Origin of the sequence: Marinibacterium profundimaris, assembly GCF_002210095.1 — a bacterium.
Classification (GTDB): domain Bacteria; phylum Pseudomonadota; class Alphaproteobacteria; order Rhodobacterales; family Rhodobacteraceae; genus Marinibacterium; species Marinibacterium profundimaris.
Genome location: NZ_AQQR01000001.1, coordinates 264,777 through 290,747, shown reverse-complemented (window position 1 = coordinate 290,747; position 25,971 = coordinate 264,777). Strand labels below are relative to the sequence as shown.

Annotated in this window: 21 protein-coding genes, 1 tRNA gene and 1 pseudogene; 9 read left to right on the top strand and 14 right to left on the bottom strand. The window is 67.5% G+C overall.

Translation table 11 applies throughout. From position 1 onward, the window contains the following. The first annotated feature begins 258 nt into the window (after positions 1-258). Positions 259-1,884, top strand: coding sequence for a long-chain-fatty-acid--CoA ligase (locus tag ATO3_RS01365; RefSeq protein WP_088647998.1), 1,626 nt, complete (start codon positions 259-261; stop codon positions 1,882-1,884). Positions 1,885-2,029: 145 nt separating this feature from the next. Here ATO3_RS01365 and ATO3_RS01360 read toward each other — a convergent pair whose 3' ends face one another. Then, positions 2,030-3,043 (bottom strand): acyltransferase family protein, encoded by a 1,014-nt coding sequence (locus tag ATO3_RS01360; protein ID WP_158217887.1) that lies wholly within the window; start codon positions 3,041-3,043, stop codon positions 2,030-2,032. Positions 3,044-3,406: 363 nt separating this feature from the next. Here ATO3_RS01360 and ATO3_RS01355 point away from each other — a divergent pair. The 4 genes from ATO3_RS01355 to ATO3_RS01340 all read left to right on the top strand — a co-directional run bounded on the left by ATO3_RS01355 (position 3,407) and on the right by ATO3_RS01340 (position 6,731). Then, a tRNA-Gly gene (locus ATO3_RS01355) sits at positions 3,407-3,480 on the top strand. A gap of 311 nt (positions 3,481-3,791) precedes the next feature. After that, a complete protein-coding gene (locus ATO3_RS01350; RefSeq protein ID WP_088647996.1) occupies positions 3,792-4,811 on the top strand; it encodes a TRAP transporter substrate-binding protein in 1,020 nt (339 codons plus the stop codon). A 73-nt stretch (positions 4,812-4,884) separates the two neighbouring features. Beyond that, a complete protein-coding gene (locus tag ATO3_RS01345) occupies positions 4,885-5,442 on the top strand; it encodes a TRAP transporter small permease (RefSeq protein ID WP_088647995.1) in 558 nt (185 codons plus the stop codon). Then, positions 5,439-6,731, top strand: a complete 1,293-nt coding sequence (locus tag ATO3_RS01340; RefSeq protein WP_088647994.1) for a TRAP transporter large permease — start codon at positions 5,439-5,441, stop codon at positions 6,729-6,731. The genes ATO3_RS01345 and ATO3_RS01340 overlap by 4 nt, the downstream gene beginning before the upstream one ends. 457 nt (positions 6,732-7,188) lie before the next feature. On the opposite strand, the gene fcl is transcribed toward ATO3_RS01340, so the two are convergent. The 11 genes and pseudogenes from fcl to ATO3_RS01285 all read right to left on the bottom strand — a co-directional run bounded on the left by fcl (position 7,189) and on the right by ATO3_RS01285 (position 18,830). Continuing rightward, positions 7,189-8,160, bottom strand: a complete 972-nt coding sequence (gene fcl, locus ATO3_RS01335; protein WP_088647993.1) for a GDP-L-fucose synthase — start codon at positions 8,158-8,160, stop codon at positions 7,189-7,191. 454 nt (positions 8,161-8,614) lie between these two features. Further along, positions 8,615-9,736, bottom strand: a complete 1,122-nt coding sequence (gene gmd, locus ATO3_RS01330; protein WP_088647992.1) for a GDP-mannose 4,6-dehydratase — start codon at positions 9,734-9,736, stop codon at positions 8,615-8,617. Positions 9,737-9,746: 10 nt separating this feature from the next. Beyond that, positions 9,747-10,544 (bottom strand): glycosyltransferase family 2 protein, encoded by a 798-nt coding sequence (locus tag ATO3_RS01325; RefSeq protein ID WP_233151991.1) that lies wholly within the window; start codon positions 10,542-10,544, stop codon positions 9,747-9,749. A gap of 386 nt (positions 10,545-10,930) precedes the next feature. Then, positions 10,931-11,944: a glycosyltransferase family 2 protein gene (locus ATO3_RS01320; RefSeq protein WP_088647991.1), complete on the bottom strand. Its 1,014-nt coding sequence runs from the start codon at positions 11,942-11,944 to the stop codon at positions 10,931-10,933. After that, a complete protein-coding gene (locus ATO3_RS01315; protein WP_088647990.1) occupies positions 11,941-12,522 on the bottom strand; it encodes an LbetaH domain-containing protein in 582 nt (193 codons plus the stop codon). The genes ATO3_RS01320 and ATO3_RS01315 overlap by 4 nt, the downstream gene beginning before the upstream one ends. An 89-nt stretch (positions 12,523-12,611) precedes the next feature. Then, positions 12,612-12,773: pseudogene (locus ATO3_RS29565) on the bottom strand (DapH/DapD/GlmU-related protein); the annotation flags it as partial. A 338-nt stretch (positions 12,774-13,111) separates the two neighbouring features. After that, positions 13,112-14,284 (bottom strand): glycosyltransferase, encoded by a 1,173-nt coding sequence (locus ATO3_RS01305; RefSeq protein ID WP_088647988.1) that lies wholly within the window; start codon positions 14,282-14,284, stop codon positions 13,112-13,114. Further along, positions 14,277-15,578: an O-antigen ligase family protein gene (locus tag ATO3_RS01300; RefSeq protein ID WP_088647987.1), complete on the bottom strand. Its 1,302-nt coding sequence runs from the start codon at positions 15,576-15,578 to the stop codon at positions 14,277-14,279. Before ATO3_RS01300 ends, ATO3_RS01305 begins: the two co-directional genes overlap by 8 nt. A gap of 32 nt (positions 15,579-15,610) precedes the next feature. Next, positions 15,611-16,603, bottom strand: a complete 993-nt coding sequence (locus ATO3_RS01295) for a glycosyltransferase family protein (protein ID WP_088647986.1) — start codon at positions 16,601-16,603, stop codon at positions 15,611-15,613. A gap of 24 nt (positions 16,604-16,627) precedes the next feature. Further along, the gene (locus ATO3_RS01290) at positions 16,628-17,440 is read right to left on the bottom strand and encodes a hypothetical protein (RefSeq protein WP_088647985.1); all 813 of its coding nucleotides are present in this window, start codon (positions 17,438-17,440) and stop codon (positions 16,628-16,630) included. A gap of 31 nt (positions 17,441-17,471) precedes the next feature. Further along, positions 17,472-18,830, bottom strand: coding sequence for a lipopolysaccharide biosynthesis protein (locus ATO3_RS01285; protein WP_088647984.1), 1,359 nt, complete (start codon positions 18,828-18,830; stop codon positions 17,472-17,474). A gap of 505 nt (positions 18,831-19,335) precedes the next feature. Between ATO3_RS01285 and nusG the strand changes: the two genes are divergently transcribed. The 3 genes from nusG to ATO3_RS01270 all read left to right on the top strand — a co-directional run bounded on the left by nusG (position 19,336) and on the right by ATO3_RS01270 (position 23,144). After that, complete coding sequence (gene nusG / locus ATO3_RS01280; protein ID WP_088647983.1) at positions 19,336-19,923, top strand: transcription termination/antitermination protein NusG; 588 nt, start codon at positions 19,336-19,338, stop codon at positions 19,921-19,923. Between the two features lie 98 nt (positions 19,924-20,021). Next, complete coding sequence (locus ATO3_RS01275) at positions 20,022-22,313, top strand: GumC family protein (protein ID WP_158217886.1); 2,292 nt, start codon at positions 20,022-20,024, stop codon at positions 22,311-22,313. A gap of 39 nt (positions 22,314-22,352) precedes the next feature. After that, positions 22,353-23,144, top strand: a complete 792-nt coding sequence (locus ATO3_RS01270; protein WP_158217885.1) for a metallophosphoesterase — start codon at positions 22,353-22,355, stop codon at positions 23,142-23,144. On the opposite strand, the gene ATO3_RS01265 is transcribed toward ATO3_RS01270, so the two are convergent. Further along, positions 23,069-24,505, bottom strand: coding sequence for an O-antigen ligase family protein (locus ATO3_RS01265; protein WP_158217884.1), 1,437 nt, complete (start codon positions 24,503-24,505; stop codon positions 23,069-23,071). The two genes, ATO3_RS01270 and ATO3_RS01265, sit on opposite strands and share 76 nt — an antisense overlap. A 285-nt stretch (positions 24,506-24,790) precedes the next feature. Here ATO3_RS01265 and ATO3_RS28735 point away from each other — a divergent pair, with 285 nt between their 5' ends. Beyond that, positions 24,791-25,123, top strand: coding sequence for a hypothetical protein (locus tag ATO3_RS28735; RefSeq protein ID WP_158217883.1), 333 nt, complete (start codon positions 24,791-24,793; stop codon positions 25,121-25,123). 95 nt (positions 25,124-25,218) lie between these two features. On the opposite strand, the gene ATO3_RS01260 is transcribed toward ATO3_RS28735, so the two are convergent. After that, positions 25,219-25,866 (bottom strand): hypothetical protein, encoded by a 648-nt coding sequence (locus tag ATO3_RS01260; RefSeq protein ID WP_088647979.1) that lies wholly within the window; start codon positions 25,864-25,866, stop codon positions 25,219-25,221. Between the last annotated feature and the right edge of the window lie 105 nt (positions 25,867-25,971).

Genomic DNA, 25,971 nt, shown 5'->3' with positions numbered 1-25,971 from the left:
GCGCAGCTGCCTCCGGCGGGAGGTATTTGGGCCAAGAAGAAGATGCGGGGACGGTCGCAGGCCATGCGGCAGGCCACGGCCGGGGCGCGGGCGTGTCCTGTGACGTTCCGTCCGGGGGGCTGGGGCGTTCACTGACGTGCGGGTCGGAGTTGCAAATGCCGGCGCCGCTCGGCACTCTTCGGTCGGACACAAGAGGGATGGGCCGGGCGCCTGCGCTGAGACCTGCGCGGGGGCCGGGCCGGAAACGGGAGGATACCCATGCTCGGGCAGATGATGACCCAGCCGCTGCTGATCTCGACACTCATCGATCACGCGGAGCGCTACCACCACGACACCGAGATCGTCTCGGTCAACACCATGGACGGGACCGAGGTCACCTCCTGGGGCAAGGTTGCCGCCAATGCGCGCAAGCTGGGCGCGGCGCTGACGAAGCTGGGGCTGGGCCCGCAGGCGCGGGTCGCGACCATCGCCTGGAACAACCGGCGGCACCTGGAGATCTATTACGGCGCTTCGGGGGCCGGGTTCGTCTGCCACACGATCAACCCGCGGCTGTTTCCCGAACAGCTGGTCTATATCATCGACCACGCCGAGGACCAGGTTCTCTTCATCGACAAGACCTTCTTGCCGCTGGTGGTCAAGCTGCGCGACCAGCTCAAGGGGCTGAAGCATATCATCCTGATGGGCCCGTGCGACGAGGAGGCCGCGGCGCAGGTCGAGGGGCTGCTGTTCTACGACGACTTCATCGAGACCGGGGAGGCCGGTTTCCAGTGGCCGGAGCTGGACGAGAACACCGCCTCCAGCCTGTGCTACACTTCGGGCACGACCGGCAACCCGAAGGGTGTGCTGTATTCCCACAGGTCCACGCTGCTGCATGCCTTCGCCTCCAACACCCCGGATTGCATCGGCTTTTCCGCGATGGACATCGTGCTGCCGGTGGTGCCGATGTTCCATGTGAACGCCTGGGGCTCGGTCTATGCCACGGCGATGTCGGGCTCGCGGCTGGTGCTGCCGGGGCCGGATCTGCATGGCGAGGCGCTGGTCAAGCTGATCGACACCTGGAAGGTGACGCTTGCGCTTGGCGTGCCGACGATCTGGCTGGGCCTGCTGGGCTATGCGAAACAGGCGGGATCGACGCTGGAGAGCCTGAAGCGCACGGTCGTCGGCGGCTCGGCCTGTCCGCCGTCGATGATCACCGAGTTCCGCGAGGATTACGGTGTCGACACACTGCACGCCTGGGGCATGTCCGAGATGAGCCCGCTGGGCTCTGTCAACCACCCGCTGGCCAAGCATCTGGACCTGCCGGAAGAGGAGCAGAACCGCCTGCGCGAAAGCCAGGGCCGGCCGCCCTTTGGCGTGGACCTGAAGATCGTGGGCGAGGATGGCGCCGAGCTGCCGCGCGACGGCAAGGCCACGGGCGAGCTGCACGTGCGGGGGCATTGGGTGCTGGACAGCTATTTTCGCAAGACTCGCGACGAGACGCTGACGGACGGCTGGTTCGACACCGGCGACGTGGCCTCGCTGGACCCCGATGGCTATCTGACGATCCGCGACCGGTCGAAGGACATCATCAAGTCGGGCGGCGAGTGGATCAGTTCGGTCGAGCTGGAGAACATCGCCATCGGCCATCCCAAGCTGGCGGATGCGGCCGTGGTCGGCGTGCACCACGAGAAATGGGACGAACGCCCGATCCTGGTGGCGGTCCGGGCCGAGGGCGCAGACCCGACCGAGGCGGAGCTGCGCGGCTTCTACGAGGGCAAGATCGCCCATTGGCAGATCCCGGACCGGGTGGTCTTTGTCGATGCCCTGCCGCGCAATGCGACCGGAAAGGTGCTGAAGCGCGACCTGCGCGAGACCTACAACGAGATCCTGACCGAGACGGTGTGACACCTGTGATCGGGGCGGTCGGCCGGGGGAGACCCCGGCCGGTTTGTTGTCACTGAGCTGCTCGGGGCTGGCGCGGGTCGTGCCGTATCATGGCCGCAGGGCAGGCCGGCCGCTGACTGCGGGATTAGGCAAGACCACAGGAATATCAAGCTTGATTTAGTCCTTGCCTTTCTTTCGGGGCGGGGTGCAATTCCGGAAGCTGGCCGCGCAGTATATTTGCAGCCGAGGGCCAGATTTTATCCAGCGCCATACAGAACGAAACCGACGCCACGAACCCAAATGCAATGGCGAGATAGGAAGCGCTGCTGCCAACGATTCCCAGGGTTGAAAGGAAAATACCGGCTATCTTCAGAAATATTGGGTGGATGATGTAGACTGACAGAGATTGATCCCGGCCGATTTCAGCCCCTGGAATATCTTTTTTCTGAAGCGACATGCCCAAGATCAGAAAGCCGAAAGTCATTGAAATCGCTCCCAGCGGGAGTTGCCTGTAAACGACTGAGTAACCAAGAGAAGACCACAGCATTGCTTCGGCAACGACCAAGAGGACGCCCCCCGCGATCAAGATGGCCGCAAACCTTGGTCTGAAGGATTTGCGTTCAAGTTGCGCAATGCTGAATCCAAACCAGACAAAAGCCAATCCTGAAAATTGTCGCATTACCGTATTCAGCTGATAGTCGGGATTCGGGTCCAACATCGCCTGGGTGTCTGCCAGGTAATACGCTAGAAATATAAGTACGCTCAGCGCGGAAATGACTGAGGGGCGACGCGCGAGGGATGGCAGGACAACGAGTAGAATAAGGCTCAGGATTAATGCGTTTAGAAACCATAGGTGAAACCATGTCCCTAGCACCAGGGTCGAAATGGTGAGAGTGCCAAGCCCATTCATTGCAATCGCCAGGGGCAGGAACAACAAGTTGGCGATAATGGTGATAACTCCGATGCGGCGGACTCTTGAGATGCTTATTTCTGCGAAGCCAAGGTAAGAGCTTAAGAAGAACCCTGTAAGCATGAAAAAGAATGGCACGGACCATCGCATCATCAGGCGAAGAATTGAGCTGGCGTCCAGGCCGGACACCGCATCGAATTTCTGATGCAGAAAAACAACACCGAAGATGGCCACCAACCTGAGCATGTCAAATGTTTGATTTCTCTGCATCAGTGCTTGTCTCACTATGGATCTAATGTAGCGCCGGATGTGCCATGGCTGCAGGCGAGGTGGCGACTCGCGACGTTTTTTGGTGTGTGCTGTGGCTTTGTTCCAGAGAGATCGGGGGGGCACCACGTCGAGTGTGCCATTCATTCTTAGTATGTGCCCGCTGATGCAAGTTTGCGTCCATCTATAGCGTCACCGCCAGTCTTCTGAGCCATGGGGAAGCGGAATGACCGGCGTTTCTCGTTCGGTTCCGCTTCGGGCTTGGTCTGCGGGTGTGGGTGCGTATGGCGAGCTTGTCCAAGCGCGAGGTGAGGCGCCGCTTTGCAGTTGCGCGCGCCGCGCCGCCGGGGTAGAGGGTTTTCTGCGGCGGGTATGATGTAATGGTAGCCTGTCAGCTTCCCAAGCTGAACGCGCGGGTTCGATTCCCGCTACCCGCTCCAGATCTCCCCCCGACGAATTTCCCCGAAGAGCGCGCTTCGACAATGTCCATGACCCCGGCTGCCGTGCCTGGGCGAGGTTGGAGCGCGTGCCACTTTGGCCCGGCTGCGGCGGCAGGTGGTGTGGGGCAATCCTGAGGGCTGTGCGATCAGATTTCGGGATGTATCCCGGCGCCCTGTCATGTCCGCGCGGCCGCCCGTGGCCGGGGCCCGGGGCACAGCGCAACGACCGACTTTGGCGTTGATTTTCGACCCTTGCTCGCCCACCATCGGCCGAGGAGGACCGGGAAAACCCGGCACCATGGGAGGACATCATGACACGGAATGCCATTGCGCTTGGCGCAATTCTTGCGGCTTTTGCACCGCTGGCCCTGCAGGCTCAGGAGGTGACCCTGCGCCTGTCGCACTGGGTGCCGCCGACGATCTCGCCGGCCACCAAGGGTATCAATCCCTGGGCCGAGTCCGTGCAGGAGGCATCGGACGGGCGCATCGCGGTCCAGATCTTCCCGGCGCAGCAGCTGGGCAAGGCGCCGGACCATTACGACATGGCCGCGCAGGGGATCGTGGACCTGGCCTATGTGAACCCGGGCTATACCGCCGGGCGCTTCCCGATCTACGCGCTGACCGAAGTGCCCTTCATTGCCGATGACAGCGTCAAGGGCGCGCAGGCGATCCACGAATGGTATGCCGAGTATGGCGCCCAGCAGGAGATGGGCGACGTGAAGGTCTGCTTTGTCCATCCCCACGCGCCGGGCGCGCTGCATTCGCAGGAGGACATCACCGGGCCCGAGGGCATCAAGGGCAAGAACATCCGCCCGGCGCACGCCACCATGGCGCGCTTCGTGTCGCTGCTGGGCGGCGGGCCGGTGCAGGTGCCGGCGCCGGAGGTGCGCGAGGCGCTTTCGAAGGGCACCGCCGAGGCGGTCACCTTTCCCTGGGGCGCGATGTACGATTTCAAGCTGACCGACGAGGTGCCCGTGCACCTGGACATGCCGTTCTACCTGTCGGCGCAGGTGCTGGTGATGAACAAGGCCAGCTATGACGGCCTGTCGGACGAAAACAAGGCGGTGATCGACGATCATTGCTCGATCGAATGGTCCGGAACGGTCGCCGCCGGCTGGCACGAGGACGACATGGCCGCCAAGGCGCAGCTGATGGCGGACGAGAGCCAGAGCTTCAACACGCCGACGCCCGAAGAGGTCGAGGCCTGGCGCGCCGCCGCTGCGCCGCTGATCGAGGAATGGAAGGAGGCCGTGGCCGCCAAGGGTGGCGACGCGGATGCCATCCTCGAGGGCTACAGGGCCGCTCTCGACAAGTACGACGCCGCCTATTGATCGGCGCGCGCGGGGACGCCGCGCGGGACAATGTCCTGCGCGGCGGATCCCGCCCTGTCCCGGGGACCGGCACATGTCTGACACCTTACCCACCGGGCCGTCCGCCGCGCGGTCGGTCACGCGCCTTGTCCGGCTGATCGAAAGGGTCGCCGGGGTCATCCTTGGCCTCGTGACGCTGCTGATCGTGGCCTCGGCCATCGGACGCTATGGCTTTGCGCGGCCGTTGCCGGATGCGTTCGATCTCTCGCGGCTGATCCTTGGCGTGGCGATTGCCTGGGGCATGGCGTCGGTCGCCTGGCACGGCACGCATATCAAGGTCGACTTGCTGGCCCAGGCGCTGGGGCCGCGCGCGCGGGCCTGGGTCAACGCCTTTGCCTGGGCGGTGCTGCTGGGCTTCACTGCGCTGATGTGCTGGAAGATCTGGGGCCGGGTGAACGCGGCCATGTCGGGCGGCGACGCCACGATGGACCTGCGCCTGCCGCACTGGCCCTTCTTCCTGAGCATCTGGCTGGGGCTGATGGCGGCGCTGCTGACGACGACGCTGCGGCTGTGGCGGATCCTTCGCTGGGGCGGGGACCTGGGCGAGTTCGACGGGATCGACGACCAGTTGCTGGGAGACCAGCGGAAATGAGCAACGACTTTATCGCCCTGTCCGGCTTCGCAGCGCTGTTTGCGCTGATGGCGCTGCGGGTGCCGATCGGCATCGCCATGGGGATCGTGGGCATCGGCGGCTTCGGCGCGGTGGTGGCGCCGGGCCCGGCGCTGAACCTGCTGGCGCAATCGCCCATCGCCTCGATCACCGATTTCAACCTGACCCTGATCCCCTTCTTCATCCTTATGGGGGTGCTGGCGACCAATTCCGGCATGTCGTCCGAACTGTTCCGCGCAGGGCGCGCCTGGCTGGGCGGGTTCAGGGGCGGGCTGGGCCTGGCCTCGGTCGGAGCCTGCGGGGGCTTTGCGGCGATCTGCGGATCCTCGGTGGCGACGGCGGCGACGATGACCAAGATCGCCTATCCCGAGATGAAGGAGGCCGGCTATTCCGACGCCGCCGCCACCGGCATCATCGCGGCGGGCGGCACGCTGGGCATCCTGATCCCGCCCTCGGTGGTTCTGGCGATCTACGGGTTCATCACGGAAACGGACATCGGCACGCTGTTCATCGCCGGGATCGTGCCGGGGCTTCTGGCGGTGGTGATGTACCTGGCCACGGTCCGGATCTGGTACGGGCGCCATCTGCCGGCGGCCGAGCCCTTCCGGCTGGGCGCGGCGCTGGCCTCGTTGCGCGGGATCTGGGCGGTGGGCCTGCTGTTCGTGGCGGTGATCCTGTCGATCTACTTCGGCATCGTGACGGCGACCGAGGCGGCGGCCGCGGGTGCGCTTTTGACCGCGCTGATCGGCCTGGCGCGCGGGCGGCTGACCTGGACCAGCCTGCTCGACAGCCTGGTCGAGGCGCTGCGGACCTCGGTCGCGATCTATACGGTTCTGATCGGGGCGACGCTGTTCGGTTACTTCCTGGCGGTGACCCAGGTCCCGCAGGAGCTGACGGCCTTCCTGACCGAGCTGGGCGCGGGGCGCTACGGGACGCTGGCGCTGATCCTGCTGCTGTTCTTCGTGATGGGCTGTTTCCTCGACGCGATGGCGATGATCATCCTGATGCTGCCCATCGTCTTCCCCGTGGTGCTGGAACTGGGCTTTGACCCGGTCTGGTTCGGGATCATCATCGTGATGACCGTCGAGCTGGGCCTGATCACGCCGCCGGTGGGGATGAACGTCTTCGTCATCAGCTCGATCGCGCGCCGGGTCAGCCTGGTGACGATCTTCCGCGGCGTGCTGCCCTTCGTGACGGTGGACGTGCTGCGGCTGATCCTGCTGATCGCCTTTCCGGGGATCGTGCTGTTCCTGCCGGGGAGCATGGAGTGAGCCGGTGCCCTGCTGCCATTGGTGCGCGGGCTGCGGCGTGGGTTCTGGAGTACTTTGCCCAAGAAGAAGCAGGGGACCTGTATTTGTCCCACGCGTGGGACATTGCTCCCTCCTTTTGAAATCAAGAGGTTGCGACGTCGAATTAACGATCCGTTCAGGATTTGACGCGCCACGCCCAGTCTTCACCTTTGTCCAAATACTCGGCGGACCCTTTCAGCCAGCGGTCCTTCGGGCCCCTTGCGCGCCGGGTCCCGTCAGGCCGGGGCGAGCCGACCGTCCTGCAGGTCTACGCTGTCCGGCGCGATGGCGGCGCGGAAGTCGGGCGTGTGGCTGACCGGAGAGCGGGTCGTCGGGGTCCTGTCTCCGGCCCGCCATGTGCCGCGGGGGAGGATGCGGGGTGGCCGTGCGGCGCGGGGCCTGGCGCGGGCCGGATGAGGCATGGAGCGGGGGACGGCGTTCAGAGCCGCGCGTCGTCCATGTTGTCGAGGAACCACTGGTAGGTCCCGGCGATGCCCTCTTCGAGACCGACGCTGGGGCGCCAGCCCATCGCGGCCAGTCGGCTGACATCCATCAGCTTGCGCTTGGTGCCGTCGGGCTTGCTGGGATCGGTTTCGATGCGGCCTTTGAAGCCGGTCGCCTTCGCCACCATCTGCGCCAGTTCCAGGATCGAGACATCCTCGCCGCAGCCGACGTTGATATGGCTCAGCATCGGTTCGGTATTGGCGTCATAGGTCGCCTTGTCGAGGTCCAGCACGAAGAGAGACGCCTCGGCCATGTCGTCCACATGCAGGAATTCGCGGCGCGGCGTGCCGGTGCCCCAGATCGTGACCTCTTCCAGCCCGTCGCGTTTCGCCTCGTGGAAGCGGCGCATGAGGGCGGGCATGACATGGCTGTTATCGGGGTGGAAATTGTCGCCCGGGCCATAGAGGTTGGTGGGCATGACAGAGCGATAGTCGCGCCCGTATTGCCGGTTGTAGCTTTCGCACAGCTTGATGCCGGCGATCTTGGAGATCGCGTAGGGTTCGTTGGTGGATTCCAGCGTACCGGTCAGCAGCGCGTCTTCCTTCATCGGCTGCGGCACGGCCTTGGGATAGATGCAGGACGATCCCAGCTGCAGCAGGCGCTGCACGCCGCTGGCATGGGCCTGGTGGATGACATTGGCCTCGATCATCAGGTTCTCGTAGATGAATTCGGCCGGGTAGGTGTTGTTGGCGTGGATCCCGCCGACCTTCGCGGCGGCGAGGATCACCACGTCGGGCTTTTCGGTCGCCATGAAGTCGCGCACCTGGACCTGGTCGGTCAGGTCGAGCTGGGAATGGGTGCGGGTGATCAGGTCGAGATCCTCGCCGGCGTCGCGGCGGGCTTCGAGGCGGCGCAGGATGGCGCCGCCGACCATGCCGCGATGGCCGGCGATGTAGATGCGGGTCATGTTGTGGTCGTCCTGGTGGCAGGTGTCGTCATGGGTGTGTTGCGGACGGCGCCCTTCGGGGCGCGTTCGGTTGCGGTTCGCGGGGATATGGCCATGGCCGGCAGCCGGGGTAAAGCGGGAAGGCCGCAAATGCGCGGCTGGCCGCGCGGTGGTGGCCGATATGCCCCGGAAGTGGTCTTTGTGCCGCGGCGACAGGCGGTTGCGGCGCGACCTTGGGCCGGGTGCGATGGGCCGTTTCGGCAGAGCAAGGCGCGGGGCGGCGGTGTCGGTCGAATGCGTTCCGAATCAAGGGGCTGTGGGGCGTTTTTGAGGCAGCCCCGTGCGCGCGCAACAGGCAGGACCGATGCGAGCGGCCACCGGGCGGACCGGCAAAGAAAAGGGACGGCGGATCGCTCCGCCGTCCCGTCCGTTCCACGCGCCCGGGCGCGCCGGTCAGCCTTCGAGGGCGACCGGGTCAGCCTTCGAGCGCGACCGGAAGTTCCAGCCCGTGCTCGCGCAGCAGCGCGTGGCGGCGGGCGACCTTGAGATCGGCCTCGACCATCTCGGCGCACATCTCTTGCGTGGTGATCTCGGGCACCCAGCCCAGCTTGGCCTTGGCCTTGGCCGGATCGCCCAGCAGTGTGTCCACCTCGGCGGGGCGGAAATACCGCGGGTCGATGCGCATGATCACGTCGCCCGGCTTGACCGAGGTCGCCTTGTCGCCGGTGACCCGCGAGACGGTCGCGATCTCGTCCACGCCGGTGCCGGAGAACAGCAGCTCGATCCCCAGTTCGCGGGCGGACCAGGTGATGAATTCGCGGACCGAATATTGCTGGCCGGTGGCGATCACGAAATCCTCGGGCGCGTCCTGCTGCAGCATCATCCACTGCATGCGCACGTAATCCTTGGCATGGCCCCAGTCGCGCAGGCTGTCGATGTTGCCCATGTAAAGGCAATCCTCGAGCCCCTGGGCGATATTCGCCAGGCCCCGGGTGATCTTGCGCGTCACGAAGGTCTCGCCGCGGCGCGGGCTCTCGTGGTTGAAGAGGATGCCGTTGCAGGCATAGATCCCGTAGGCCTCGCGGTAGTTCACCGTGATCCAGTAGGAATAGAGCTTGGCCACCGCGTAGGGCGAGCGCGGGTAGAAGGGGGTGGTTTCCTTCTGCGGCTTTTCCTGCACCAGGCCGTAGAGTTCCGAGGTCGACGCCTGGTAGAACCGGGTCTTGTCCTCGAGCCCGAGGAAGCGGATCGCCTCCAGCAGGCGCAGGGTGCCGAGCCCGTCGACATCGGCGGTGTATTCGGGCGATTCGAAGCTGACGGCGACATGGGATTGCGCGCCGAGGTTATAGACCTCGTCGGGCTGGACCTCCTGCAGGATGCGGGTCAGGTTCGAGCTGTCGGTCAGGTCGCCGTAATGCAGCCGCAGCTTGGGGTTGGGTTCGTGCGGGTCCTGGTAGATGTGATCGACCCGCTGGGTGTTGAAGGACGAGGCGCGGCGCTTGAGCCCATGCACTTCGTAGCCTTTGCCAAGCAGGAACTCGGCGAGATACGAGCCGTCCTGGCCCGTGATTCCCGTGATAAAGGCGGTCTTGGTCATGGGGTTCCTTTCAGAGAAACTGTCTGAGTTTGGTTGTGTTCTTCATCACCAGCGTCCGCAACCCGCCAACGCCGTTTGATCGGATGGCGCGGTAATCCTCGCGCGATTTGCGCAGGATCCGGCCGAGAGAGCCGTTGCTTGCACCGCCTGTGCGCATGCGGACGAGGACCTCGGGGATATAGGCCAGACGGATGTGTCCGCGTGTGAGATAGCGCAGCATCGCGTCGTAATCGCCCGAGATCCGGTAGCCGGGATCGTAGAGCCCGTAGCGCTCATAGACCCGGCGGCGCAGGAACAGCGTCGGATGCGGCGGCATCCAGCCGCGCGCCAGCCGGTCGGGCGACCAATCGCCCGAGCGCCAGCGGCGCAGGATCCGGCCCGGATCGGCGGCCGAGACATAGTCGAGATCGCCATAGACGCCATCGACGGCCGGATCCGACAGCGCATCTGCGACGCGCGAGAGCACCCTGGCGCTGGCAAAGACATCGTCGGAATGCAGCAGGCCGATGATCTCGCCCCGGCTGCGGGCGATGGCGCGGTTGATCGCGTCGTAGATGCCGGTGTCCGGCTCGGAGACCAGGCGGATCCGCGCGTCGCGGCGGCGCAGCACGACCTCGGCCGTGCCGTCGCGCGACAGACCGTCCTGCACAAGGTGTTCGGCCGCGGCGAAGGATTGCGCGGCCACGCTATCCAGCGCCTGGCCGATCGTGTCGCGGCGATTGAAGACGGCGGTGACGATGGAGATCGACAGGGACGGGGGCGAATCGACACGCGGGCGGGTCCGGTGACCCTGAGCGGAGGGCGGCACGGACGGGTTCGGCGCCCGGCCGGACCATCCTGTCCGTGACCCTTCGATGCAAGCCTGAGGTTGGCCGGGGGCAGGGGATTGGGCAGGCGGCGCAAGGACAGGGGTTTCCTCTGACTGCGCGGCAGGCATCCGGGCCGGCCGCGGGATCACGACCGGATATTGCGGTTTTTTCGGCTTTCTCTGCAACGCCTAGTGGCCGTTCAGGTGCCGCAAATCGCGCGGCAATTGTAGTTTTGCATCATGCAGGTCATTCCGCATGGGCAAACGGCGGAACCTTGACCCCTGGCCGGCCCCTGCATCGCCCGGTCCGGGCCGGGAAAGCGGCCCTGCCGTCCTGCTCTCAAGCCTGTCGGAAACGGGCCACCGCGCCGTGCTGCGGGCGGGCATCAGTCCAGCACCCTTATGCCGAGAACCTCGGCAATCGCCGTGGGCGCATCCGCGCCTGTCTCGCGCATGTGGCGGCGGACCTGGTAGAGCTTGGCGTCGACCAGGTAGCGGTACCAGAAGCCCTGCAGCACGTGGAACGCCGCCCCCTCGCGCCCGTCGAGAAAGCCCAGCCGAACCACGTAGCGGTAGAGGAAATAGGCCCCGGCCCGCCAGCCGCCGGGCAGGCGGGCATAGAGATGTTCCTTGATCCAGCGCTTGACGCCGCTGGGCCGGCCGCGCTGCAGCCCGGCGATGGTTTCATGCGCAAGGAAGCGGTGTTCGAGGTTGAGCAGGTCCACCACCTCGCGCGCGGCATAGGCATTGTGCTTGTCGGTCCACCAGCCCAGCGTGTTGCGGTTGTCGTCCAGGATTTCGCCGCCGAAATCGCCGGTGGGGCCGGAGACAAGGACATGTTCGTCCATCCAGCGCGCCTCGCACCGGCCGCGGCCATGGCGGAACAGCCGCAGGACACGCACCGGAAACACCCCGCCCCAGCGGATCGGACGCCCCATGAAGGTCATCCGGCGCGAGACATAGATCCCGTCGGTGTCGGGCGATTGCAGGGGCAGCTGCCGGGCGATTTCATGCGCAAGCGGGGGCGTGACGATCTCGTCCGCGTCCAGCCGCAGGACCCAGCCTGTTTCGGGCGGCAGCTGGTCGAGCGCCCAGTTGAGCTGTGTCGCATAGTTGGTCCAGGGATGGCGGAGCACCCGAGCGCCAGCCGCGCGGGCAATGCGGATCGTGTCGTCGGTGGAGCCGCTGTCGACCACCACGATGCGCCGCGCGATCCGCGAGACCGAGGCCAGCGCGCGGCCGATATGGCGGGCCTCGTCGCGCGTCAGGATCAGGACGGTGAGGTCGGGGGGGCCGGGCCGCTGCGGCGCGGGCCGTGGCGGCGGCAGAGGGGCAGCGGCAGGTTCCGGCGGGTCGGCGATGGCAAGATCGCCGCTTTGCGGGGGCTGTGTGAGCGTCATGCGCGCCTCCGGACCGGGCGGGCGGGGTTGCCGACGACGGTGGTTGCCGGGCCCACATCCGCCATCGCCACGGCCCGCGCGCCGACGATGGCGCCGGTGCCGATGGTCACGCCCGGGCCGACGAAGGCCTCGGCCGCGATCCAGGCATCCGCACCGATGCGGATCGGCGGTTTCACCAGCGGCCGGTCGGGCCGCGTGGTGTCGTGGCTGCCCGCGCACAGATGCGCCCCCTGCGAGACCGTGGCCCGCGCGCCGATGCGGATCGGGCCCAGGGCATATAGGATCGCGCGATCGCCCACCGAGGCCTCGTCGTCGATAGTCAGCGTCCAGGGGATCAGGATCCGCGCGGTGGGATAGACATGCACCTGTTGTCCGATCCGCGCGCCGAACAGGCGCAGAAGGCCGCGCCGCCAGCCCCACATCGGGCGCGGGCTGAGGCGGAAGGCGGGATGGGCCAGCGCCCAGAGCAGGCGCAGGAGGAGCTCTTTCCGGCTCCATTTGCGGGCGGCACGGTTGGCGCGGATATCCGCCGGGCGGGGAGGTGTGGACGGGAAGCTGCGGTTGGCGGTGTCGGTCATGGGGGTCTCCTGGCTCAGACGGGTCCGCAGAAGTCGCCGCGCGCGGCGGGGCGGTCGAGAAAGCCGTCGTGGACCGCGCGCTGGTCCGGCGTGAACCGGGTGCGGATGCGCCGGGCGGGGACGCCGCCGACGATTGTGTAGGGGGCCACGTCGCGGGTCACGACGGCGCCGGCGGCGATGACCGCGCCGCGCCCGATGCGCAGGCCCTTCATCACCGTGACCCGCGCACCGATCCAGACATCGTCGCCGATCACCAGCGCGCGCTGTTCGGGGCGGCCCGAGAAGATGATCGCCGTGCCGGGCCGGTCGAAGAGGTGGTCGTCGCCGGTCACCAGAAGCTCGGGCCCGATGATGACGTATTTGCCCGCCCGCACGCCCGAAGGGATCTGGGCGCCGGGGCCGACATAGCCGTAGGGCCCCATCACCAGAGAGCGGTGGATCCGGCTGCCGCCGGTCAGGTAGGTGGTGCGGTCGACGCCGAAGGCGCCGTAGCGCAAACGGTTCACGGCGATCTTCAGGTTGCGGAAGGCCGCGCGGGGCGGCGACAGGGGCCGCAGGGCAGGCGGCGCGGCAAGGCTGGGGTTCAGGGTCATGCGTGGGCCTCCGGTCTGGTCAGAAGGGCATGGACCGCCGCGGTGATGCGATCGGCCTGGCGGGTGGGCGTGTAATCGGTCTCGATCCGGGTGATCGCGGCGGCACGGGCGTCGGCGTCGATGCCGCGCCGCGACAGCGCGTGCATCCTGGCGGCCAGGTCGGCGGCATCGCCCCGGCGAAAGAAGGCGCCGGTGCGGCCATCCTCGATCGCCTCGACCTCGGGCATCTGGTGGTCGGCGTCGTCATGGGTGATCACCGGAATGCCGTAGGCCAGCGCATGCATCGCCAGAAGCCCGACCTTACCGGGAGAGACCACCGCGGCGCTGTCGAGGAAGAGCTCTGCCAGCCGCGCCTCGTCGTAGATCGCGCCGGTGAACTGTACCGGCAGGTCCTCGCGCGCGGCCTGGCGTTCCAGCGCGCCCCGCAGGGGGCCGTCGCCGACTATGGTCAGGCTGACCGGCGGGTCGGACTGGTCGCGCAGGCGCCGGATGGCGTCCAGCGCGATGTGAAGATCCAGCCCCTCGACCAGCCGCGCGACGGTCAGGAAGCGCACGGGGCGTCCCGGGTCCTCGGGCGGCCGGGCCGGGCCCAACGCCAGGCGCAGGGCCTTCTGCCGGTCGTAGTCGAGCGAATTGTAGATCACGTGGATCCGCCCGGCCGGGTAGCCGGCGGCGGTGCCAAGGCCGCGCGCGCGCTCGCCGTAGACCAGAAGCGCGTCCGCCAGCCGGTAATAGGCGCGGCGAAGGCGTCCCTTGGCCCCGGTTTCGGGCCGGAGCCAGCCGTGGGTCCAGAACAGCACAGGCCGGCGGCGCAGGCGCAGGATCGCGGCGGCCAGCCAGGACGTCAGGATGAACGGGTTGCCCAGCAGGATGAAGGCGTCGAACTCTCCCCTCAGGGCCAGCCGCAGGGTGCCGGGCTGCAGCATCAGGGGCCCGATCCGGCGGACCGGCAATGCGGCATGGCGCTGGGCGGTGGCGCCGCTGCGGATGGTTTCGGCGATGCCGGAGGGGTCGTAGAAGAAGCGGCAGTCAAGATCCTCGGCACGGGCCAGGGCGCGGAAGACCGGTTCGCGGTAATGCGGGAAATGGGTGTAGATCACGGCGACGCGCGGCACCGCGGGGCCATCGTTTCCTGCCGGAGAGGTATGGCGGCAATCGGGATCAGGCATGGGAGGCTCCTTGCGGGGGCGGCGCTGCGGGGGCTGGCGGTCTGCGGCGGGGCGCTCTCAGCCCGCTGTGCGTAAGACGGCGGCGCATCATCCGCGCCAGCCTGCGGCGGCGCAGCTGGTCGCGATGGGCGGCCAGGCACAGCAGCGCCATGACCCACATCGCGGGCGACTGGTAGATCGCCCCGGAAAACTGCGCCGCGACAAGGTATTGCACCGCCAGAAGCCCGATCCAGGTAAAGGTCGATCCCATCCGCGCCAGCCCCCAGGCCGCGCGCAGGGTGCCCAGTGTCAGCAGCAGGAAGGGCAGGCCGCCGATCAGCCCGGTGGCCATGAAGGCCTCGAGCGTGACGTTGTGCGGGTAGTAGCCGGTGATCCGTTCCTCCAGCGCGTCCCCGAAGAGCGGGGCGGAGAGGAATTGCCGCAGGGCGCCGGCAAAGGCTATGGTGCGGCCTTCGGCCGACATGTCGGTGCCTTCGGATATGGCGGTGAACCGGGCGAGGACCCCGGTGGGGCCAAAGAGCAGGTCGGGCGCGCTAAGCGCCAGCCAGAGCGCGCCCATGGCGGTGGCGATCGCCATCCACAGAGCGCGGCGGTGCCGGGCCCGCGCGATGAGCAGCACGGAGAAGGCGAGCGCCAGGGCCACGAAGGGCCCGCGCGAATTGGCCAGCACCGCGATCACCGCCCCGGCGCCGATGGAGACCAGCGCCAGCATCCGCATGCGGCGGTCATGGCCCCGGGTGACCCGGATGGAAAGGCCCAGCAGGATCGCCGTCACGCCCAGATGCCCCATGGAGATCGGGTTCAGCGCGCCGACGTTCCAGCGGTCGATCTGGGCCATCGTGCCGTCCTCGCGCAGGAAGGCGGTGCCGCCGCTCAGCAGCAAGAGCCCGATGCTGATCAGCGAGATCACCAGCAGCGGGCGGGGCAGGCGCAGCGCCGTGGTCGGGCTGAAGCCGACATGCACCGCCAGTGCGGGCAGAAGGCAGGCGCCCAGGGACCAGATCCAGAAGGTCTCGGCCGTGCGCGAGACCGGCTCGCCCCGGATATGCAGGCTGATCACCAGGCGCAGCGCATAGGCCAGCCAGAAGGCCCCGAACAGCACCAGCACCCAGGTCGCCCGGGGCCGCCAGCGGCTGAGCAGCAGCAGCGCGGCAAGCGCCACCAGCCCGCGTCCGGCGATCGAGAGCGCCGTGTTGTTGCCGCCCAAGCTGCTGGTCAGCGCGGCGAGCAGGGGATAGCCCGCGACCGGCCAGATCACGATCGCGGCGAAGAGCGAGGCGGATTTCAGATCCATGCGCCCCCGTGTGCCCCATGTGCCCCGGTGCGTCACAGCGCGGCGCGCACCCTGTCGATGAAATCGCGCCGCCAGAGATCGCGCAGGGCGGCGAGGTTCGGCGCCTCGGCCGAGGGGTCCGGGTCAAGCAGGGCGGCTGCGGGGAGTTCGTCGGACAGTTCCACCGTCTGCAGGCCGAAGTGCCGGGCGAAACGGGCGACAAGCGATCCCGCGCGGACCACCGGCAGGCGGGACAGCTGCACGGCCCGCCCGAAGATGCCCGAGGCCTGGTCATACTCCGGCCGGTAGCAGGCCCAGACCAGATCGGCGGCCGCGTAAAGCGCCATCAGCTCGGCCTCGGCCAGGAAGCGCGGCAGCACCATCGCGGCGCCGGGCGGCAGCGCCCCGACCACGGGCGCCTGATTGTCGGGGATGCGTCCGCCGATGACGGCAAGGATCCGGTCGCGCGGCCAGTCCGGGTGGCTGATCGCGTCGCAGAGCATGTCGATCCCCTTGGAACGATGCGCCGAGCCGATGAAGGCGATGACCCGCCGGCCCGCGGCCTCGTCGGTGATGCGGCGGGTCAGGTCGGGATCCGGCGCGATCCTTGCCGTGTCCAGGTCCCACATCTGCGGATCGACCAGCCCGTCGCGGGCGACGGCGGCGAAATCGGGCGCGACCGAGAAGGGCACGATCGTGAAGACAGAGACCCCGGGCACCCGTTTCAGCGCCGCGAAGATCCGGCGTTTGGCCCCGTAGATCAGCCCCTTGCGGCCAAAGCAGGTCTGCGGTCGCAAAAAGACCCCGGCCGTCCGCCGCCCCAGCGCCGCGCGCAGCAGTGCCACCACGATAAAGCCGGCGTAATCGTCGTCGATCGTCCCGAACAGCAGCGCCTCGGCCCGCAGCAGGGGGCGCAGGTTGCGCCGCCCGACCATGCCGACCGAGGGCTGCAGCCCGAAAAGCCCCGAGAACAGCCGCAGGTAATCGTCGCGATGGCCCAGCCGGTAGGCCACGTGCACCCGGCCCGCGTGTTCCGACACCTTCATGCCTGGACCCTCATGCCCGCACCTTCAAGCCCTGTGCCTCAGCCGCATGTATTCGCGCATCAGCAGCCAGGGCGTGTCGCAGCCCATCAGGTCGTCGCAATTCTCCAGCCGCTTGTAGAACAGCCCGCCCAGCGCGCTGCGCGGCCGCCGTTCCAGCACCCGGTGGACCACCGTGCGCGAGAAATCCAGCACCGGCGCCCGCATCCGGTGTGCCAGGATCGAACAGATCGACTGATCGTGCCGATGGTCAATAAAGCCCTCGCGATTGTCCTGCCCCAGCACGTTGTCCTGGTCGGTCAGGCAGCGCGGATCCTGGCAAAGCTCCAGCCAGGCATCCAGGAAGGCCAGCGCGGCCCGGCTTGGTGTCCAGAGGCTCCAGGTGGATTGAACCATCGGCTGGCGCAGGGTTTCGGGGTCGTCGGCCTGCATCAGGACAAGGCAGTCGCGCTTGGTCCAGGTGCCGATGTCGCCCAGATGGCCGATGGTGGTGCCGGCGACAAATCCCTGCCGGGTCGCGCGCAGGGACGCGACGAGGCGTTCTGGGAAGCGCGAGAAGCGGTAGTAATCGTCGCGCCCGGCGTCGGAATAGACCAGCACATCGCCCTGGCCCAGCCGCGAGAGCAGGCGGCGGATCAGGTAGGGCTTCCACAGCCAGTAGCCTGCGCCGCGCGGGGCCGAAAGCGTGGCGGCGTTGCGCTGGGCAAAGGCGCTGTCGGCGAGATCCCCGGCCGACAGGACGTGGATCGTGTCGAAGCCGACGGCGCTTGCGCTGTCGGCCAGGTTGCGCGCGCGGTCGGTGAAGGCGGCGGTGCCGTAGGTCATGAAATGGGTGGTCATCGGTGCCTCGTGCTGGATTGGCGGGCCGGGCTCAGGGCCATGACGCCAGTTTCCGAAGATAGACGCGCCAGTGGCGCAGGCGCAGGGGCGCGGCAGTCAGGGGCAGGGCGCGCAGCGCCGCCAGCGGCATCATCAGCGACTGGATCGCGATGCTGAGCGCGGTGGCCAGCACGATGCCCGACACCCCCATGCCCGCCCATCGCACCAGCAGGATCGACAGCGGGATGTTCACCGCGGCCCCCAGGGCCGAGGCGATCACCTGCGCCCGCAGCGCGCCGATGCCGTTGAGAAGGGCGCCGAACAGGTTGTTCCACATCAGCAGGATCGCGAAGGCGGCCATGGCCCAGGGCAGCATGCCGTCCACGGCCAGCCCGTCGCCGATCCAGATCCCCACGATCCACCGGGTCAGCCCCGCCAGCAGCAGCGCCGCGCAGACCAGCAGCACCAGCACCTGACCCTGAGCCAGAAGCGTGCGCCGGATCCACGAGGTATCGTCGCGATGATAGGCCTCGGTGAAGGCGGACCAGAGCGGGCCGACGACCAGCAGGTGACCGGTGGTGAGCAGCGCGAAGATCTTGAAGACCACGTCGTATTGCGCCACCTCGGCCGTGCCCAGCAGCCGGGCGACCAGCAGCTTGTCCGTGGCGAAGATCAGCAGCAGGCAAAGCTGGATCGACAGGAAGCGGCCTCCGCTGTGCAGCAGCGTCCGGGCAGAGGGGCCGATGCGCAGCCCGCGCGGCCGCAGGTCCGGGCGCAGGCGGAAGACGTGCAGGGTCAGCAACAGGCCGCTGAGCAGGGCCAGCGTGCCCTGCAGCGTGACGATCAGGGCCAATGATCCGCCACCGGTCAGTGCCAAGATGCCGATCGCCACCGCGAAGGCCCCGGTGTTCAGCGCGGCACATCCCGCCGGCAGGGCGCTGCGCTGCAACGCGCCGCAGACCTGGGTCACGATCCCGACCCAAAGCCCGGCCAGAGCGAAAAGCAGCGCCGAGATGACGGCCAGCCTCAGGTCCTCGCCGGACACCGCGCCGGCGTTCAGCAGCCCGGCCCAGTCGACGCGGCCCAGCAGCGGCAGGGACAGCGCCGCCAGCGCCAGGCAGATCAGGCCGAAAAGCGCATAGGCCGTGCCGATCGCCGCACGCGCGCCTGGCAGGTCGTCCCGGGCCAGGGACCGTGCCACGTGGTTGCGCAGCCCCTTGCCGATGCCCAGGTCGAACAGGACGATCCAGGCCTGCAGGGACAGGATCAGCGACAGCGTTCCGTAGCGCGCCGGCCCCAGCATGTTAAGCAGCAGCGAGGTGGACAGCAGCGTGGCCATCGTCGTGACGATCTTGAAGACGCCGGACCATTTCACCTGGGTCAGGTAATTGCGTGTGCGCAGATGTGTCATCGGATGGATCGGGACGCGAAAGGTCGGGAGCGCAGGCTGGGGTCGGATCAGGAGGGCGCGGCGGAGCCGGTTGGGCGGCACCCAAAGCTACCGCACAAGGACTGCCGACATGGCTTTGGGTCCCTGGGGGCATGACCGCACGAATCCGTGGATTCGAATAGGATCAGGAAAGCCGGGATTTGGGCGGCAAGGCAACCGGGAATCCCGATTTAAAGTTCTGTTTTTCGGAATTGGGTGTTAGCCCATTAATTGGTGAATATTTCGTTAATCTTCGGGTTGAAGCATCCATTGTTGCTGTGAGGCTTCGATCGGGAGGTTTTGTCGCAGGCCGACAGGCGCTCTATGGCCTTCATCAAGCTGGAAATATTGATTTTTCAAGTGGGTCGTGGCGCAGGCGACGCCGGCCGTGCGCTGCAGAAACGACTTGAGTTTTCATTCTAACAGCGTTGATATCAACCTAAGGGTGTGGGTTGCAGGTGTCACTGTCTTAGCGGGATGCAGCCAAATGAACGATCTCTATGAAATTGCGACAGAGGATGGCTCGGGATCCGCAAGGGCCCCGGGGGAAAGGCCCCCGAGGCCGGTCCGGCGCGAGCGAAATGCAGCGTGGTTCCTGGCCCAGCTGAAGCCCAACGGCGCCCGCGCGGCCGAACGGAACCTGCGGCGCCAGGGCTTCGGAACCTTCCTGCCGCTGGAAGAGCGGATGATCCGGTCCCGGGGGCGCTTTGTCTCGGCCGAGCGGCCGGTTTTTCCGGGGTATGTCTTCGTCAGCCTGGATCCGGCGGCCTCCGTCTGGCGGGCGGTGAATTCGACCTTCGGCGTGCAGCGCCTTGTGGCCTTCGGGCGGGGGCCGGTGCCGGTGCCCGAGGGGATCGTCGACGGCCTTATCACACGCTGCGACGGGAAAGGACGGCTGCGCCCGCCGGGTGGGCTGGCGCCGGGGCAGACGGTGCGGCTGGCCTCCGGTCCCTTCGCCGATACCCTGGCCGAGATCGAGCGGCTGGAGCCGGATCGCCGGGTGCGGCTGCTGATGACGATGATGGGCGGGCAGACCCGCGTCACCGTCGGTGCCGATCAGCTGCGCGCGGTCTGAGGGGCGATGCGCGGCGCTTCTGAAATTTCTGCCCGTCGTCAATGGCTTCGGCTGGCCGGTCCCAACCGGACGGCCGCCGGGCCGGAGGGTCTGACCGGATGAAGATGACCTCGGACCAGGCCTGGCAATTGCAGCCGGTGCAGGACATCGACGACGATGACCGGATCGATCTGCGCGCGGTGCTTCGCACGCTATGGCGGGGCAAGTGGATCATCCTTGTCTGCGCGGGGATCGGGGCCCTTCTGGGCACGCTTGTCGCCTCGCAGACCGATCCGTCGTACCGCGCCACGGCCAAGCTGCTGATCGGCACGCCCGACGTGAATGTCCTGCGCGAGGGCGAAGGCGTGCTTTCAGAGCCGGGATTCAGCTCGGACACCTTGCTGACCCATATCGAGATCCTGGGATCGACCAAGCTGGTCAACCGGGTGATCGACACGCTGGGGCTGGTCGATCATCCCGCCTTCGATCCGGAGGCGCCCCGGCCGGGGTGGCGCGGGGTCATGGATGGCGTTTCGGGCTGGATGGGCGCGCGGATCGCCCTGCCGCCCGAGCTGGACGACATGCTGCGCGACCTGGGCCTGTTGGGCCCCCGTCCGGTCCCTCTGCCGGAGGCCGAGGCGCACCGCCGGCACCGGCTGGCGCTGGTGCAGCAGATTTCGGATCACACCACGGTCGAAGGGGTGCGGGGAAGCCGGGTGATCCGGGTCTCCTACACCGCCGGCGATCCCCGGCTGGCCGCGGCCATCGCCAATGAGATCACCGAGCAATACCTGGTCGATCAGCTGGAGGGAAAGCTGGAGACCACGCGCTCGGCCGTGGGCTGGCTGTCGGACCGGGTCGAGCAGCTGAAGATCAGGGTGAACGCGGCCGAGCGCGCGGTGGAAACGGCGACGGCGCGGCTGTCGCAGGACAGCGGCCAGAGCCCCGAGATCACGCGCCAGCAGGTTCAGGCGGTCGCGGCGTCGCTGGCGCGGGTGCGCAACGATCTGTCGACGCGCGAGGCGCAGCTGACGCGCCTGCAGCGCGCGGTGGCCGACGGGCGCGACCTGGGCGCGCTGAGCGAGTTCCGGCAATCGGCGATCATCAGCGCGTTCCGCAACCGGGAATCCGATCTCTCGGCCCAGCTTGCAGCGGTCGGCGCCAGCGTGACCGACGATCATCCCGCGATGCAGCGCCTGGCGACGCAGCTTGAGGAGGTCCGCGCCAACATCCGGCGCGAGGCCGGGCGCATCCTGCAGGCGATCGAGATCGACATCGAGGCCCTGCGCGCGTCCGAGACGAGCTTTGCCGCGGAGCTGCGCCTGCTTGAGGACAAGGTCGCCGACCAGTCCCGCCGCGCGGTCGAGATCCGGCAGCTGGAGCGCGAGGCACAGGCGTCGCGCATCCTTTATGAAAACCTTCTGTCGCGCTTGCAGGAAAGCAGCGCCGAGGAAAGCCTGCTGAGCGCCGATGCGCGGGTGATTTCCCCGGCCGAGATCCCGAACGGGCCGCGCAACACTTCGCTTGCGCGAATCCGGCTGCTGGCGACGGCGGCGGGGATCCTGGCGGGCGTGGCTCTGGTGGTGCTGCTGGACCGGCTGAACAACACCTTCCGCGCGCCTGCCCAGCTGGAAGAGATGTCGGGCAAGACGATGCTGGGCACGATCCCCCAGGGCGGCAGCCGGATGCGGCGCCACGAGGTGATCGAGATCCTGCGCGAAAAGCCCAGCTCCGCGCTGGCCGAGGCGATCCGCAACCTGCGGACCTCGATCCTGTTTTCCAACGTGGACAACCCGCCGCAGGTGATCATGTTCACCTCCTCCGTCCCGCGCGAGGGCAAGTCGACCACCTCGGCGCTGATGGCGCTGACCAGCCGGCAGATGGGCAAATCCGCGGTGATCGTCGATTGCGACCTGCGGCGCCCGGCGCTTGGCAAGGTGCTGCATGTGGACGAGGCCGAGGCGGGGCTGCTGTCGGTCATCAATGGCAGCGCGCCGATCGAGGATGCGCTGCACCTGGATCCGGACACCGGACTGCATGTGCTGATGACCAAGGCGTCGGAGCGCAACGCCAAGATAAATGCCGCCGATGTGCTGGCCTCGCACCGGTTCCGGGATCTGGTCACTCTGTTGCGAAGCACATATGATATCGTCATTCTCGATACGCCACCTACATTGGTGGTGACGGATGCGCGTATCATTGCGGCGATGGCGGATGCCGTGGTCTATGCGGTCCGCTGGGACCACACGCCACGCTCTGCGGTGCTGGAGGGTCTGCGCGAACTGACATCGGTAGAGGCCAAGATAACCGGGCTGGTCATGACCATGGTCAATGAAACGAAGGCCGCCCAATACGCATATGATGGATACGGGTATCACAAGGGACAATACCGCGACTACTACGAGGCCTGAGGCGCAGCGCGCCGCGGGCGGCTCGGGAACAGGATGAAGATGTTTGACTGGCTCCGGCGCAAGGTCGGTGTCGTGCAGGAGGAGACCGACGGACCCCTGCCGCATGAGCGGATTTATGCGGTGGGTGACATTCACGGGAGGCATGACCTGCTGCTGCGCATGGTCGAGCGGATCCGGACGGATATCGACCGGCTGGAGGATCCGGACCGGCCCGTGCGCCTGATCTTCCTTGGGGATTACATCGACCGGGGCGACCAGTCGCGCGAGGTGGTGGAGGAGCTGCGCAAGCTTTGCGACGACGCCACGCGCGACGACAACCCGGTCGGTCTGACCTGCCTGATGGGTAATCACGAGGACGCCCTGCTCGGTTTCATCGAGGACCCGGTGGTCGGGCGCCGCTGGCTGCAGTTCGGCGGGTTGCAGACCCTGGCGAGCTATCGCGTGCGCGTTGCAGGGCCGCAATCGGACCACAAGGCGTTGAAGGACACGGCCAGCGCGCTGGCCGAGGCGATGGGCGAGGATCTGCCGTTCCTGCGGTCGCTTCCGAAGATCCACCGCTCGGGCCCCGTGGTCTTTGCGCATGCCGGTCTGGATCCCGAGGATCCGGAGGCCGAAGACAATGGCGCCGTGCTCTGGGGACAATCGAGCTTTATCGAGCGCGGCGGGATCGAGGGCATGCGCGTGGTGCACGGCCATTACGATGCGCTGCAGCCTGTTCTCACGCGCAGACGGATCTGCGTCGATACCGGGGCGTATTATTCGGGGCGGCTGACGGCGGTGCGCATGGACGACGATGTCGAGGTGATCGAGGTCGGTGCCACCGGACGCTGAGCGGTCGTTGCCGCCGTGCGGCGGGTCGGGGTCCGGGTGGCGGCGCCGGGAAAGCTCTGCGCCCAGCCGATCCCCAGGATGGCGGCGAAAGACGCCGCGATGGCCGGGATCTGCAGGGAGAAATCCACCGCCGCATGCAGGGCGGCCAGCGTGAAGCAGCCCAGGGCAAAGGCCGGGATCACCCGGCAGGCCCGCCGCCGTCGGACTCCCAGCAGCAGCCTGACGCCGATCGCCCCCAGCCCAAGGTAGAAGACCAGCGCCGCCGGCAGCCCGAATTCATAGGCGTTTTCAAGGTAGCTGCTGTGCGCCATGTCCCAGTCGGCAAAGCCCATCTCTGCCGGCACATGGGCGCGGAACGTGTCGCGGAAGGCGCCGGCCCCATGCCCTGTCCATGGACGTTCGGCGATGCCCTCCAGCACCGCGGGGTAGATGCGCAGCCGCGCGTCCTCGGGGAGGCGGCCAAGGCGCGAGGCGACGTCCGAACCGAGGAAGAGCATCACGAAGCCGAGGATCAGCCCCGGTAGCACCCAGCGCATCCCGGCCGCTTGCCGCCGGCGTGGGCGCAGGACGGCGGCAAAGACCAGGATCCCGGCCAGGCTGCAGACAAGGCCCGCGCGCGACGCGGTCAGCGCCAGGGCGCTCAGGCACAGCAGGGTGCCCAGGGCCGGAAGCCAGCCGCCTCGGACCAGCCCGTCGAGGACGCGGCGCAGCGCGGCCGCCGGATCGCCGGTCCCGGCCCGCCCGGACATCTGCCGCAGCACCGCGAGATTGGCGAGCGCGCCGAACCCGGCCAGTGTCGCGTAGGAATTTCGGTTCACGAGGCTGGCGGTCACCGGCTCCCCGGTGGACAGGGCATCGACAAGCCCGCGCGCCGCCAGCAGGGCGGAGAGCAGCGCGAAGGCGCGCAGGAACATCGTGGCATGCCACCCGCTGCGCGCGCTGCGGACAAGCAGCAGGAAGACCAGCCCGTAACAGATCAGCCGCATGGTGATCAGCCGGCCCTCGGACGGATCGGCCGAGATCGCCCGTGCGGCGGGATCGGGCGCAAAGGCCCAAGCCGCATGCACCCAGGCGGCGGGCAGGCCGGGCAGACATTGCAGCCAGAGCCAGCCCATCACCGCCGCGTAGGGCAGGGCGATGGGCATAAGCGCCCGATGGGTCGCCACCGGCACGCCGCGCAGCGCATCCAGAGGCACCTGCGCCGCAAAGATCAGTGCGACGCCAAGCGCCAGCAGCGTGTAGCCCAGCGGCTGCACCGCGCCCCCGGTCAGCGTGGCGCCGGCCAGCGCGGCCAGGGTCAGCCAGCCAAGCCCGGTCTGTGTCACAGACAGGATATGTCGAAAGCCCGATTGCCCTGACATTTGTATCCTTTTATTTGCCACCCATGGTTGTATTATACTGGATCGGGGAAATTGTATCTGGTAGGAATGTCGCAGTTTCAGCCCCATTTTCCGAATTGGAGCCGGGATGAGGCCAATGGATGTTCGCGGCCCGGGTCCCGAATTGAGGATATCGGGCCGATCGGTGGGCAGGTGGCATGGCGGGACTGCGCCATGGCCCGCGTGGGGGCAGATGACAGGCCGGGCGCGTCGGGATCGGATCCCGTGCTCGCCCCGGTGCTCCTGATCGGAAAGGACGCGATTTACATGGATCTTGGACTGCTCCGCACCTGCGCTGCCACCGGCGCCGCGGTTCTTCTTCTGGCCGGCACGCCCGGCGCCCGGGCGCAGGGGTTCGACGCCTTCTGCGGCGATTACGGACCCGGCTCTTCCTATTATCAGACCCTGTCGGATGGGATCCGTGACGCGCTGCGCGGGTTCGACTTCGTCGAGGCCCGCACCCTTTTGGCGGAGCGGCGCGGGCTGGCCGCCTGCTGTCGCAGGGTGTCGGCGATCGGGCAGAACAGCTGCCTGTGCAACAACCCGACCGTGCCGTCGGGGACGCGGCCGGACAGCTGCATCCTGCCCGTCGGCGGCTGAGCTCAGAACCGGCGGTGTCCGCATATCGGGCGGGCCGTCCCGGCGGGGCCGGGCGGCGAAGCGGCGGGGCAGGCCGCCAGGGATCGCCCGAGCGGTCAGTCCGGGGCTATGGGCGACAGGCTGGCGGCAGAAGGCTTCGCGATGTCGGGGAAGATGTCCGCCAGGTCGCTCAGCGCGTCGGGCAGGTGCTTTGACAAAAGCGCGATGTCCCGGTCCAGGATCGGGCGCAGCGCCGCCGCATGGTCCGGCGCGGTCCGGTGCAGCATCGCGCCAAGGCTGGCGCGGCGTTCGGCGATGTCCCAGCTGTTGGGCGCGAACATGGCGGACGCGGCGAGCGCCTGAACCGCCTGCCTGTCTTGTCCCGCGGCCATCTCGGCCTCCGCCAGCACGAGCCAGGCGTAGGCATTGGCCGGCGCCTGCGACAGGCTGGCCCGCGCCGAGGCGCGCGCGATCTGCCGCGCCGCGCCGGGGTCCGACGCCGGGCTGGCCGCATAAAGCGTCGGGCTTTCCAGGCGCAGAAGGTCGGCACGGGCCGCGCCATAGGCGATCTGGTATTCATATTCCGCCCGGTCGTACATAGCCGGCAGGGCCACCGGCCGATTGCCCCCGGTGACCGCCTTGCTTTGCAGCGTGCGGTTGAATGCCGGCGCGCTGCCCGTGGTCGTCACGATCTGAGTCCAGACCAGGACAAGAAGCCCGAAGCTCAGGATCGGGGCCGGGAAACTGGTCGCTCTATGGCGCATGGGCGATTCCGTGCGTGAGCCAGGTGAGCCGAGGCAAATACCCTGTATTCATTAACGAAGTCTTAACCTCGCTCGGGTGATCGAGACATGTGCGGCGCCTGTCCG